12 protein-coding genes are annotated in these 12,585 nt (G+C 64.9%); 8 read left to right on the top strand and 4 right to left on the bottom strand.

Annotation, left to right across the window (positions count from 1 at the left end):
- Nucleotides 1–66 precede the first annotated feature (66 nt).
- Both rho and GGR88_RS12260 read left to right on the top strand, forming a co-directional pair.
- Nucleotides 67–1,323: a transcription termination factor Rho gene (rho, locus tag GGR88_RS12265; RefSeq protein WP_167955412.1), complete on the top strand. Its 1,257-nt coding sequence runs from the start codon at nucleotides 67–69 to the stop codon at nucleotides 1,321–1,323.
- Between the two features lie 146 nt (nucleotides 1,324–1,469).
- Nucleotides 1,470–2,144: a TerC family protein gene (locus tag GGR88_RS12260; RefSeq protein WP_167955410.1), complete on the top strand. Its 675-nt coding sequence runs from the start codon at nucleotides 1,470–1,472 to the stop codon at nucleotides 2,142–2,144.
- 3 nt (nucleotides 2,145–2,147) lie between these two features.
- On the opposite strand, the gene GGR88_RS12255 is transcribed toward GGR88_RS12260, so the two are convergent.
- Nucleotides 2,148–2,843, bottom strand: a complete 696-nt coding sequence (locus GGR88_RS12255; protein ID WP_167955408.1) for a dienelactone hydrolase family protein — start codon at nucleotides 2,841–2,843, stop codon at nucleotides 2,148–2,150.
- 104 nt (nucleotides 2,844–2,947) lie between these two features.
- Here GGR88_RS12255 and GGR88_RS12250 point away from each other — a divergent pair, with 104 nt between their 5' ends.
- The 6 genes from GGR88_RS12250 to GGR88_RS12225 are packed head-to-tail and all read left to right on the top strand — an operon-like array spanning nucleotide 2,948 to nucleotide 8,553.
- Nucleotides 2,948–3,178: a DUF6489 family protein gene (locus GGR88_RS12250; protein ID WP_167955406.1), complete on the top strand. Its 231-nt coding sequence runs from the start codon at nucleotides 2,948–2,950 to the stop codon at nucleotides 3,176–3,178.
- A complete protein-coding gene (gene mnmE, locus GGR88_RS12245) occupies nucleotides 3,175–4,458 on the top strand; it encodes a tRNA uridine-5-carboxymethylaminomethyl(34) synthesis GTPase MnmE (protein ID WP_245196906.1) in 1,284 nt (427 codons plus the stop codon). The genes GGR88_RS12250 and mnmE overlap by 4 nt, the downstream gene beginning before the upstream one ends.
- A gap of 6 nt (nucleotides 4,459–4,464) precedes the next feature.
- Nucleotides 4,465–6,315, top strand: a complete 1,851-nt coding sequence (gene mnmG, locus GGR88_RS12240; protein WP_167955402.1) for a tRNA uridine-5-carboxymethylaminomethyl(34) synthesis enzyme MnmG — start codon at nucleotides 4,465–4,467, stop codon at nucleotides 6,313–6,315.
- Nucleotides 6,312–6,899, top strand: a complete 588-nt coding sequence (locus GGR88_RS12235) for a 16S rRNA (guanine(527)-N(7))-methyltransferase RsmG (protein WP_167955400.1) — start codon at nucleotides 6,312–6,314, stop codon at nucleotides 6,897–6,899. Before mnmG ends, GGR88_RS12235 begins: the two co-directional genes overlap by 4 nt.
- Nucleotides 6,896–7,678: a ParA family protein gene (locus GGR88_RS12230; RefSeq protein ID WP_167955398.1), complete on the top strand. Its 783-nt coding sequence runs from the start codon at nucleotides 6,896–6,898 to the stop codon at nucleotides 7,676–7,678. The genes GGR88_RS12235 and GGR88_RS12230 overlap by 4 nt, the downstream gene beginning before the upstream one ends.
- Nucleotides 7,675–8,553: a ParB/RepB/Spo0J family partition protein gene (locus GGR88_RS12225; RefSeq protein WP_167955396.1), complete on the top strand. Its 879-nt coding sequence runs from the start codon at nucleotides 7,675–7,677 to the stop codon at nucleotides 8,551–8,553. Before GGR88_RS12230 ends, GGR88_RS12225 begins: the two co-directional genes overlap by 4 nt.
- Here GGR88_RS12225 and holA read toward each other — a convergent pair.
- From holA to leuS, 3 genes are read right to left on the bottom strand one after another with little or no spacing between them, the layout of a single operon-like run.
- Complete coding sequence (holA, locus tag GGR88_RS12220) at nucleotides 8,550–9,566, bottom strand: DNA polymerase III subunit delta (RefSeq protein ID WP_167955394.1); 1,017 nt, start codon at nucleotides 9,564–9,566, stop codon at nucleotides 8,550–8,552. The two genes, GGR88_RS12225 and holA, sit on opposite strands and share 4 nt — an antisense overlap.
- Nucleotides 9,563–10,087, bottom strand: a complete 525-nt coding sequence (lptE, locus tag GGR88_RS12215) for an LPS assembly lipoprotein LptE (RefSeq protein ID WP_167955392.1) — start codon at nucleotides 10,085–10,087, stop codon at nucleotides 9,563–9,565. Before lptE ends, holA begins: the two co-directional genes overlap by 4 nt.
- On the bottom strand, nucleotides 10,084–12,579 hold the full coding sequence (leuS, locus tag GGR88_RS12210) for a leucine--tRNA ligase (RefSeq protein WP_167955390.1): 2,496 nt from the start codon (nucleotides 12,577–12,579) through the stop codon (nucleotides 10,084–10,086). The genes lptE and leuS overlap by 4 nt, the downstream gene beginning before the upstream one ends.
- Between the last annotated feature and the right edge of the window lie 6 nt (nucleotides 12,580–12,585).

The raw sequence follows: 12,585 nt of genomic DNA, 5'->3' as shown, positions 1-12,585 counted from the left end.
CTTGCGCGCACATCCTGCCAGCGGCGTCTTTCTTCGAACGACACCTTCTACCCCTCAGGATTATCAATGCATCTCAAGGATTTGAAGAAGAAGGCCCCTGCCGATCTGGTCAGCATGGCCGAGGAGTTGGGCGTTGAAGGCGCTTCCACGCTCCGCAAGCAGGATCTGCTGTTCGCCATCCTGAAGGTCCAGGCCGATAATGGCGATCAGATCATGGGCCTCGGCACCATCGAGGTGCTGCAGGACGGCTTCGGCTTCCTGCGCTCGCCGGAGGCCAATTATCTGGCGGGTCCGGACGACATCTACGTCAGCCCCAATCAGGTGCGGAAGTTCGGCCTGCGCACCGGCGACACGGTTGAAGGAGAGATCCGCGCGCCCAAGGATGGCGAGCGTTATTTCGCGCTGACCAAGCTTGTTTCCGTCAACTTCGACGACCCCGACGCCGTGCGTCACCGCGTCAATTTCGACAATCTCACGCCGCTCTATCCGGAGCGCAAGCTGACGCTCGATCCCGCCGATCCCACGGTCAAGGACAAGTCGGCCCGGGTCATCGACATCGTCTCTCCGCAGGGCAAGGGGCAGCGCACGCTGATCGTCGCGCCCCCGCGCGTCGGCAAGACGGTGATGCTCCAGAACATTGCCAAGGCGATCACGGACAATCACCCGGAAGTCTTCCTCATCGTGCTGCTCATCGACGAGCGGCCGGAAGAAGTCACCGATATGCAGCGCAGCGTAAAGGGCGAGGTGGTCTCGTCGACCTTCGACGAGCCCGCGACCCGGCACGTCCAGGTGGCCGAGATGGTAATCGAAAAGGCGAAACGCCTGGTCGAGCACAAGAAGGACGTGGTGATCCTGCTCGACAGCATCACGCGCCTCGGCCGTGCCTACAACACGGTTGTACCGTCGTCGGGCAAGGTGCTGACCGGCGGCGTCGACGCCAACGCGCTCCAGCGGCCGAAGCGCTTCTTCGGTGCCGCGCGCAACATCGAGGAAGGCGGTTCACTCTCGATCATCGCCACCGCGCTGATCGACACCGGCAGCCGCATGGACGAGGTGATCTTCGAAGAGTTTAAGGGCACCGGCAACTCCGAGATCGTGCTGGACCGCAAGGTCGCCGACAAGCGCATCTTCCCGGCGCTGGACGTTGGCAAGTCCGGCACCCGCAAGGAGGAGCTGCTGGTCGAGAAGGACAAGCTGTCAAAGATGTGGGTGCTCCGCCGCATCCTCATGCAGATGGGCACCATCGACTCGATGGAATTCCTGCTCGACAAGATGAAGAACTCGAAGACCAACGACGATTTCTTCGACAGCATGAACCAGTAGCCGAGTGGGGCGGGCGGCAACGCCCGCCGCCCTCGTGGGGGCTCATAGCTGGGAACAGGCCCGGTGGGCGCTGCCGGCTCTGCACGCGGCGGCTCGCCATAACACCTGATATCGACAGCCTCGTTGCCGCGCGCTAACCGCCGGTGATGCTCGAACTTTGGCAAAACATCGTCGCCGACTTCTCCAATCTCGGCGACCCCGCGGCATTGGCCGCCTTCGGCTCCGTGCTGATGATCGATCTCGTGCTCGCCGGCGACAACGCGATCGTCGTTGGCGCGCTGGCGGCGGGCCTGCCGGCGGATCAGCGCAAGAAGGTCATCCTGATCGGCATCGGTGCCGCGTTGGTGTTGCGCATCATCTTCGCGCTGCTGGTTACCTGGCTGATGGGGATCGTCGGCCTGATCTTCGCCGGCGGACTGCTGCTGCTGTGGGTGAGCTGGAAGTTCTGGCGCGAAATCCGCGCGGGTGGCCACAATCCCGGCTCGGACGAGGTCAACGGGGATGAACATTCCGGCCTTGCACCTGCGCGCAGCTTTGCGAGCGCAGCCTGGGCGGTCGCGGTGGCCGACGTTTCGATGAGCCTCGACAATGTGCTCGCGGTGGCCGGTGCCGCCCGCGAGCATCCGGGCATTCTCGTCGTCGGCCTCTTGCTGTCCGTGGCCCTGATGGGTCTGGCGGCCAACTATATCGCAAGGCTGATCGAGCGTTACCGCTGGATCGCCTATATCGGCCTCGCGATCATCGTGCTGGTGGCCGGCAAGATGATCTACGAGGGCTGGGTGGGAACGCCCGAAACGCTGGGGATCGGCTCGCTCTTCTAAGTCCTAGCCGACATGCTCGGCGAAGAAGGCGTCGGTCCGGCTGTCCGCCAGGGCCGCGCCTTCTTCGTTTCGGCGGTTGCCGATCTCGGTCGCGAACCCATGATCAAGGCCCGGGTAGTCGTGCAGCACGACTTTCGGATGATCGTCGAGACCGTCATGCATTGCCGCCTGTGCATCCGGCCCGACGAAGTGATCGGCGGTCGGGATGTGGAGCATGAGCGGATTGGCGATGGCGCGCGCTTCGTTCAGCACGCCGTCTATACCAACGGCATAATAGCCGACGCTGGCATCGGCGTCGGTGCGCGTTGCCGCGAAGTAGGCGAGGCGCCCGCCCATGCAGTACCCGACCACGCCGACCTTGCCGCCGGCGACATGCGCGCGGGCCGCATGGATCGTCGCTTCGATGTCTCTGACGGCGGCATCCTGGTCGAACAGGCCGGCAAGCTCCAGCCCGCGCTTCAGTTCAGACTCGACGTCGGGGTCAAGCTCGATCCCCGGCTCGATCCGCCAGAACAGGTCCGGTGCGAAGGCGGTGTAGCCGTTGGCGGCAAAGCGCTCGCACTTGCGACGGATGCCTTCGTTGACGCCGAAGACCTCCTGCAGGACGATGATCGCGCCGCGGGTTGAGCCTTCGGGTTCGGCGACATGGCAGGTGAACGATCCTGCGTCATCCAAGGCGGCGATGCTGATGGTCGACATGTTTGAGTCTCCAATGATGGGCAAGGCAGGACGACGCCGCTATGGCTCAAGCGGGGTGACGATGCTAGCAACGCGGCAGGTGAAGACGCGCTTGGGGACGCTCCATGAAGATCAACGTCGAGGTTGATTGCACGCCGGAGGAAGCACGGCGGTTCATGGGTCTGCCTGACCTCACGCCCGTCCACGATGCTTATGTCGCCAATCTGACGGAAACGATGAAGAACGGCGTCTCCGCAGAGATGTTCGAATCGATGGTCCGCAATTGGGCGCCGATGGGCGAGGCTGGAATGAAGCTATGGACGCAGCTGTTCGATCAGGGCGCCAAGCGGGTTTGACGACGACGGCTGACACGATCTTCGCGCTGGCCACGGGAACACCGCCCGCTGCAATCGCGATCATCAGGGTTTCGGGAAGCAGGTCCTGGCAGGTCGCTGAAGCGCTGGCAGGGCCACTGCCGTCCCCTTGGTCACCTGCATATCGCAGGTTCAGGAAGCCTGGCTCCTCCGATATCCTCGACAAGGGCTTGTTGATCCTCTTTCTCGCGTCTCGATCGGCCACCGGCGAGGACGTGGCTGAATTTCACCTTCATGGAAGCCGCGCGGTAGTCGCGGCAATGCTCGACACTCTCGGTGAGTTCGAAGGATGTCGGCTCGCTGAAGCGGGCGAGTTCACCCGTCGCGCGTTCGAGAATGGGCGGCTCGACCTAACGGCGGTCGAAGGACTTGGCGATCTGCTCGCCGCCCAGACAGAGACGCAGCGACGCCATGCCATCAGGATCGCCGAAGGTGGTTTGGCCGCGAAGATAGCAGAGTGGCGGCGCCATATCCTCGCGTGCGCTGCTGCCGTCGAAGCGCTCCTCGATTTTTCCGACGAGGGAGATGTGGAAGAAGTGGCGCTCGCCAGCCGCATCGCTGCGCTGGATGCGGAGATGAGCCGGCTGATTGCGCAGCCATCCAGTGAACGGCTCCAAGCTGGCGTCGAGGTGGTCATTGCCGGCCCACCTAATTCGGGCAAGTCGACATTGCTCAATGCCCTCGTCGGCAGGGAGGCGGCGATTACGTCGCCGCATGCCGGTACGACGCGCGACTTGGTGCAGGTGCCCGCTGTGATCGATGGGCTCCCCGTGCGTATCACGGATAGTGCTGGGCTTCGCACGCAGGATGCCGACGAAGTTGAAAGGATCGGCATCGAACGTGCGGAGCGGGCCATCGCGCTTGCCGATATCGTGCTGTGGCTTGGCGACGAGCCGCCTCCAACGAAAGCAATCTGGGTTCACAGCAGGGCAGATCTACCTGGGCGCGGCCTTCAGCCGCCGGAGTGCGACGTCATGGTGTCGGCAGCGACCGGCCTTGGGCTCTCGACGCTCGCGAAAAGGATCGGCGCGGCGGCCAGGCTCGTCGTGCCTGCCGAGGACGTCGTTGCATTGAATGATCGCCAGCGAGCCGAGGTCGTCGGAGCTCGCGATGCACTCCGGCTCGGCATAGTGGAGACGGATCCACTTCTCCTTTCCGAAGCCTTGCGACAAGCACTCCTCGCGCTCGACCGGCTGCGGGGCGCAAGCTATGCCGAGGAAATGCTGGATCAGCTCTTCTCACGCTTCTGCATCGGGAAATAGTTCCACGTGGAACATCGGAATTTTGACGTTGTAGTGATCGGCGGCGGTCATTCCGGCTGCGAGGCCGCAGCTGCGGCAGCGCGTCGAGGCTGCCGCGTTGCCCTCGTCACGCTCCGTCTGGACATGGTCGGTGCCATGTCTTGCAACCCGGCTTTTGGCGGGCTGGGGAAGGGGCATCTCGTCCGCGAGATCGACGCGCTCGATGGCCTGATGGCGCGGGCTGCGGATCATGCGGCGATCCACCACCGCATGCTGAACGCCAGCAAGGGCGCCGCTGTCCGGGGGCCACGGATCCAGGCCGACCGGCAGCTCTACAAGGCAGCCGTGAACAGGTTGCTGGCATCACAGCATGGCTTGCAGCTGATCGAGGCAGAGGTGGAAAGCCTGCGCCTTGATTGCGGCCAGGTGACTGGCGTGAGGCTTGCCGACGGATCGGTAATTTCGACCGGATCTGTCGTGCTGGCCTCTGGCACCTTCCTCAACGGCAAGTTATTCACCGGTCGTGACAAGCGAGCCGGTGGCCGGGTCGAGGAGAAAGCCTCTAATCGGCTCGGCGATCAGCTCCGTGCGCTCGGCCTTCCAATCGGACGGCTGAAGACCGGAACGCCGCCGCGGCTCGATGGCCGAACCATCGATTGGTCGGGCTTGGAGCTACAGCCTAGCGACCAGCAGTCATGGACCATGTCGGCGCTTACGGAGCGTCGCGTTCAGCCGCAGCTCTCCTGTGCGATCACGCGCACCAGCGAGGCGACCCATGACATCATCCGGGGGGCGCTTGATCGTTCTCCATTGCGGAGCGGCGACATAGAGGGACGGGGACCCCGCTATTGTCCTTCGATCGAGGACAAGGTTGATCGCTTTGCGGATCGCAATAGCCATCAGATCTTCCTGGAACCGGAAGGGCTGACAACGGAAGCCGTTTACCCGAACGGCATTTCCACCTCCCTTCCGCTTGCCGATCAGCAGGCCTTCGTTGCGACCATCCCGGGTCTCGAACATGCGAGGATCATCGTCCCGGGCTACGCGGTCGAGTACGACTTCGTCGATCCGCGAGCTCTGGATGCAAGGCTGAGCCTCAAGGATGTCGGCGGGCTGTTCCTCGCCGGACAGATCAATGGCACGACCGGCTATGAAGAAGCAGGAGCTCAGGGGCTCATCGCCGGCCTCAATGCTGCCGCGTACGCGACGGACCTGGAGCCTGCGATCTTCGATCGCGCGGACGGCTACCTCGGTGTCATGGTCGACGATCTGACGCTGTCCGGAGTGTCAGAGCCGTACCGCATGCTGACAGCCCGCGCAGAATATCGCCTCGCGTTGCGGTCGGACAATGCGGCGCAGCGGCTTACCCCCATCGGCGAGCGGCTGGGCTGCATCGGCGATCATCGGTGTCGCGTCTTTGAGCAACAGCAGGGTCAGCGGCTGAGTGCATTATCTCGCACGCAGCGACGCGTCAGTGCCGCGGAGCTTCGCGCGTTCGGTGTGGCGATCGAGGGCGAGGGGGCTCAAACGCTTGCCGAGTGGATCCGGAACCCCCAGGTGTCTGACAGGCATCTTCATATGCTGGACACAATGCTCGCGGCGACCGACCCGGCGGTGCTCGCCAGCGTGATCGAAGATATTCGCTACGCGCCCTATGTGCAGCGACAGCAGCAGGAAGTCGCTGCGATGCGCGCGGCCGATCTCCTCCAGATCCCGTCTGACCTGCACTACGACGCAGTGCCAGGCCTTTCGACGGAAATGGTCGAACGCCTATCCGCCACGCGGCCGACCTCCCTCGGTGCGGCCAGCCGCGTTCCCGGCGTCACGCCGACGGCGGTTGCTGTCCTCCTTTCCGTCCTTCGCCGGAAGGCCGCATGACTGAAGAGGAAGCGGTCGGCTGGTGTGAGGCTCGGTTCAGTGGTGGAGAGATGGACCGCCTGAGCCGGTATGTCGCACTGCTGACGGAAGAAGCAGCCCGGCAGAACCTTGTTTCGGCGGCGACACTCTCCAGCGCTTGGTCAAGGCATATCGTCGACAGCGCGCAGCTTGCATGCCTTCTACGGCCCGGTTCTGTTGTCGACATCGGAAGCGGCGCGGGCTTGCCGGGGATTGTCCTTGCATGCCTCGATCATCCAATGACCCTGGTGGAGCCCCGGCCGCGCCGCGTCGATTTCCTAAGGCGCTGCGTTCAGCACCTGGAGCTGAATTGTTCGATTTTTCCCGTGAAGGCTGCGCAGGCTAAAGGAGTGTTCGCTAATATTGTTGGACGAGCAGTTTCTCCGCCAAGCACGTTCATCAACGACACGCAGCATCTTGCGACCAAAACAACACGCTGGGTCCTTCCTGCAGGCCGCTCCGCATACACGTGGGAAAGCCTCCCGCTCCCGTTCCACGTGGAACAGAGCGTGACGGATGCCGACGCAGGCATTATCGTGGCGGAGCAGCCCGGGGAGGGACCATGATCACGATCGGTATTGCCAATCAGAAGGGTGGTGTCGGGAAGACGACCTCAGCCATCAACCTCGCGACCGCTTTGGCTGCGGCGGGGGAGAATGTGCTTTTGATCGACCTCGACCCTCAGGGTAACGCCTCAACCGGGCTTGGCATCGGCCGCGATCAACGCAGGTCCTCGAGCTACGACCTTCTTCTCGCGGGTGCCGGCCTGGCAGACAGCGTTGTCTCGAGCCGGGTGCCAGGTCTCGACGTCGTGCCCGCCGATGTCGACCTGTCGGGCGCTGAGATTGAGCTCGTGCCGCTCGCTGATCGAGCCATGCGCCTCCGCCGCGCGCTGGAGCAGGGGAGGGATCGCTGGACGATCTGCCTCATCGATTGTCCCCCATCTTTGGGCTTGCTGACCGTCAACGCCATGGTCGCAGCGGACGCCTTGCTGGTGCCGCTGCAGTGCGAGTTCTTCGCCTTGGAGGGCCTTAGCCAGCTTCTTCAAACGGTTGAGCGCATTCGGAAGGCGTTCAACCCCGACCTTGCGATCCTCGGCGTGGTTCTGACCATGTATGATCGTCGGAACCGCTTGACCGATCAGGTTGCGGATGATGTGCGGGCCTGCCTCGGATCCGCTGTCTTCAAGACGGTCATCCCGCGCAATGTGCGCTTGTCCGAAGCGCCCAGCCACGGATTGCCCGCATTGATCTATGATCAGCGATGCGTCGGGTCGGAGGCCTACATCGCCTTGGCGCGGGAGCTGATCGCGCGGCTTCCCGATCCTGTGAATGTCGCGGCATGAGCGAAGCGGCGCGTCGGCGTCCGAGCGGTCTCGGTCGGGGGCTCTCGGCCCTGCTTGGCGATGCGAGCATCGAGCAGCCCATCGACCGCGACGGCGATGGACGCGGCGTTCGGATGATCGATGTGGCGTCACTCGCGCCGCATCCCGAGCAGCCAAGACGTCACTTCGACGAAGATGCCCTCGACGAGCTCGCCAAGTCGATCCAGGCGCGTGGCGTGATCCAGCCGATCGTCGTGCGCGCCTTCGGTGGCGGCTATCAGATCGTGGCCGGTGAGCGCCGCTGGCGAGCCGCTCAGCGGGCGCAGCTGCACGAAGTGCCGGTCATCGTGCATGATTTTGACGAGGCCGAGACGCTCGAGATCGCACTGGTCGAGAACATTCAGCGTGCCGACCTGACGGCGATCGAGGAGGCCGAGGCCTACAAGAAGCTCATTCAGCGCTTCGGGCACAGCCAGGAAGCGCTTGCTCGGATCGTGCACAAATCGCGCAGTCACATCGCGAACCTTCTCCGCCTGTTGGATCTTCCGGAAAGCGTGCGCGGTGACCTCGCCGAAGGTCGACTGACGATGGGCCATGCTCGTGCGCTGATCACTGCCGAGGATCCGGAAAGCCTCGCGCGGCAGGTCGTCGATCGCGGCCTCTCGGTTCGCGACACAGAGGCGCTCGCGCGACGTCAGAAATCGGTTTCGCGTCCCGCCACGCACCGTGCCGTCCCGGACGCGGATATCGCCGCGCTCGAACGGCAATTGGGGGACCTGCTGGGGCTTGCCGTCCAGGTTCGCCACGGCCGAGACGGCGGCAGCGTGTCGATCAGCTACCAGTCTCTCGATCAGCTCGACATGATCTGTCAGCGCCTGACCGGAGAATCGATCTAGCGGCGCCGCGCCGCCCGTCGTCCGGTGTTGAGCAGGGTGGCGTCGAGTGCTTCATCACCACTGCCACCGCCGCGCAGGTCGAGCTCGGCATCGATCAGCGCAGCGACGACCTCCTCCAGCCCGGCGGCGGTCCACAACCGTGCTTGCGCGCTGACCGGTCCCTTGTCTTTCCAGAACATCGTCCGGGTGGCAGCCCCCAGGACAAGGTCCGGGCTCTCTCCGCCCTCGATGCGCGCCCGCATCTCCATCAGCATCACCGCGCGGCGTTGCGCGGCCCGCAACAGCGGCGTCCGCTCGGCCTGCTGCAACGAAGACAGGCCGGACGCCAGCGCCGACGGATCACCGCTGAAGGCATCGTTCACCAGCTGGCTCGGCGCATCCTCGACGACGCCGCTGCCAAGCTGTTCGACCGCCGTGTTGTCGACCTCGCGGGGGCGATCTGGGGCTGCATCTGCGTAGAGCATCAGCTTCTCGAGCTCGGACGCGATGCGCGCACGATCGCCGGCGCAATCCTCCGCGATCCGGATCGCAAGCTCCGACGTGAGCCGGACGCCGACGTCGCGCCCCATATCCACCACCACACGCCCCGCGTCGGCACCTTCGAGAGCATAGCTGCCGAACGCCAGTGCGTTGGGCGCGGCAAGCACCGCCTTAAGCAGCGCTGACGAGGATTTCAGCTGCGGTGCGATCACGACGACGGGGTGCCCGGCCTGCTCCGCCGCCAGCAATGCCTGGACCGCGACGATCGCCTCGTCGCCATTCACTCTCAGACGGATGAAGCGTCGCTCCCCGAAGAGCGAGCTTGAAGCTGCCTCGTCGACCAAGCGCGCCGGGTCCTTCGCGACGGATGGCCCGTCCAGATCGACCCGCTCCGCATCGGCGCCCATCGCCTTTGCAAACCGGTCCGATAACGACCGCGATCCGCCTTCGTCCGGTCCGTGCAGCAGGTAGAGCCGAACCTCGGGAGAGGGCGCGTCGAGTGCTCTGCCGATGCTCCGGGTGTCGGCTTTCATGAACCGGCTGCGGCTGGATCCTGGGTCGCGCCGTCTGCGGTGGCGATCCGGCTGACGATCTGGTTGGCGACGACGTCCGCCAGGCGTTCCAGCGCGCTGTTTTCCGCAGCGATCGTCGCATATTCCGAACTGACGACGTCGATGCCGGCGTCCGATCCTGCCGTCGCGTCGAGCAGCACGGTCCCCCGCGCCGCGTCGACCAGCTGATATCGCGCCCGCAGCGTGCGTCGTTCACGGGTGATGGCATCGTCGGCGCGCACGCCGAAGCCGGTGATCTGGTCGTCCAGTTCGACGACCAGCCGGTATTGCGCTGCCCCCGCAGCACCGTCCGCACCACGCGTCGGGGCGAGCCGATCGTTGATAGCGTTCCGCACCAACCAGCCGGCCTGACCCGGGATTGGCGCGACCTCGATGTTGGCGAGCGATCGTGCGGCCACCCCGCTCGTACCGCCGGAATAGAGCGGCCGCAGCCCGCAGGCACCCAAGCCGAGGATCAGCGCCAAGGCCGTAAGCAGCCTCATGCGACGATGTTCACCAGTCGATCCGGAACGACAATCACCTTGCGCGGCGCAGCGCCATCCAGCATCCGCCGAACCTTCTCCGAGCCGAGTGCCATCGTCTCGAGCGAGTCCTTGGCCAGTCCCTTGGGCACCTCGATCGTATCACGAAGCTTTCCGTTGACCTGCAGCGCGACCGTCACCGTGTCGTCGACCAGCAGGGCCGGGTCGACAGCCGGCCAGGAGGCGTCACTGACCAGCCCATCCTCGCCGAGCGATGCCCATGCTTCCTCTGCCAGGTGCGGCACCATCGGCGCGACCAGCCGGATGAGGACGGAGATCGCCTCCGTCTTCGAGCGCGACGGGCCTGCCTTTTCAAGAACGCCGACCAGCTCGTAGAGCTTGGCCACTGCCTTGTTGAACGACAGGCTGTCGATATCCTCGCCCACGCCGACGACGGTACGGGCCACCTTGCGGTCGACCGCCGCATCCTGGCCGTCCGCCCGTTCCAGACCATCAACCAGTCGCCAGATGCGCTGGACGAACCGCCATGCGCCCTCGATGCCCGCTTCCGACCAGGGCAGATCGCGCTCCGGCGGGCTGTCGGACAGCATGAACCAGCGGACGGCATCCGCCCCATAGCCGTCGAGGATCGGCGCGGGATCGACCGTGTTCCGCTTCGACTTCGACATCTTCTCGACGCGTCCGACGGTCACCGCCTCACCGGTGGCCGTGACGATGCCGTTGTCGATCTCCTCGGGCGCAAGCCAGCGGCCATCGGGCGCCTTGTAGGTTTCGTGCGTCACCATGCCTTGGGTGAAGAGGCCCGCGAACGGCTCCGCCACATCGATCAGCCCGATATGCTTCAGCGCCCGGGTCCAGAACCGGGCGTAGAGCAGGTGCAAAATGGCATGCTCGACCCCGCCGATATACTGACCGACCGGCAACCAGCGCGCGACAACGGCCGGATCGAAGGGTCGGTCGTCGGGCTGGCTCGCGAAACGCAGGAAATACCAGGAGGAATCGACAAATGTGTCCAGCGTGTCCGTTTCGCGGCGCGCCGGGGTTCCACAGGTCGGGCAGTCGACATGCTTCCAGCTCGGATGGCGGTCGAGCGGATTGCCCGGCACGTCGAAGCTGACGTCTTCCGGAAGGACGACGGGCAGCTGGTCGCGCGGAACGGGAACCGGGCCGCATGCATCGCAGTGGATGATCGGGATCGGCGTGCCCCAGTAACGCTGGCGAGACACGCCCCAGTCGCGCAGGCGCCACACCGTCGTGCCCTCGCCCCAGCCATCATGTTCGGCGCGGGCGATCACGGCCGCCTTCGCGTCCTCGACCGACATGCCGTTCAGGAAGTGCGAGTTCACGATGACGCCCGGCCCTGTGTAGGCCTCACCGGTCACCGGCGCGTCCTCGTCGCCGGCGGGCGCCACGACCCGGGCGATCGGCAATTCGTATTTCCACGCGAACTCGAAATCCCGCTGGTCGTGTGCCGGCACGCCGAAGATCGCGCCCGTGCCGTAATCCATCAGAACGAAGTTCGCGATCCAGACCGGCAGGTGACGGTCATGGTCGAGCGGATGGACGACCGATAGTCCGGTGGGAAAGCCGCGCTTCTCCTGCGTCTCCACCTCTGCCGCCGCCGTCCCGGTTGCGCGGCACTCCGCAATGAACGCGGCCAGCTCCGGGCTGTCCTGCGCCAGCCGCTCGGCGATGGGGTGGTCGGGCGACAAGGCCGCGAAGCTTGCACCGAAGATCGTGTCCGGGCGGGTGGTGAACACCTCGAACCCGTCGCTGGACCCAACGAAGTCGAAGCGGAAGCGAAGGCCCCGGCTTTTGCCGATCCAGTTCTCCTGCATCAGCTTGACCTTGTCCGGCCAGTGATCCAGCGCGCCCAGCCCCTCAAGCAGCTCCTCGGCGAAGTCGGTAATCTTCAGGAACCACTGGTTGAGCTTGCGCTTCTCGACCACGGCGCCCGATCGCCAGCCGCGCCCGTCGATCACCTGCTCGTTGGCCAGCACGGTCATGTCGACCGGATCCCAGTTCACCGCGCTCTCGCGCCGGTATACCAGCCCGGCGGCGTAGAGGTCGAGGAATAGCCGCTGCTCCTGCCCATAATAGGTGGGCTCGCAGGTGGCGAGTTCGCGGCTCCAGTCGATGGCGAGGCCCAGCGCCTTCAGCTGCGTCCGCATCGCCGCGATGTTGTCGCGCGTCCACCCGCCGGGATGGACGCCCTTCTCCATCGCCGCATTCTCGGCCGGCATGCCGAAGGCGTCCCACCCCATCGGGTGCAGCACCTCGTGCCCCGTCATCCGCTTGTGACGCGCGACCACGTCGCCCATCGTGTAGTTGCGGACGTGCCCCATGTGGATGCGCCCCGACGGGTAGGGGAACATCTCCAGCACATAAGCGCGTGGCTTGGGGCTGTTGTCGTCGGCGCGGAAGCTCTCGCGCTCCGCCCAGACCGCCTGCCAGCGGGCATCTGCGGCGCGCGGATTGAAGCGCGTGGCCATCGAAGC

The organism is Sphingomonas jejuensis (assembly GCF_011927695.1).
Lineage (GTDB): Bacteria > Pseudomonadota > Alphaproteobacteria > Sphingomonadales > Sphingomonadaceae > Sphingomonas_K > Sphingomonas_K jejuensis.
Note: the sequence above shows the minus strand (reverse complement) of the source record. Positions and strands in the feature narration are given on the sequence as shown.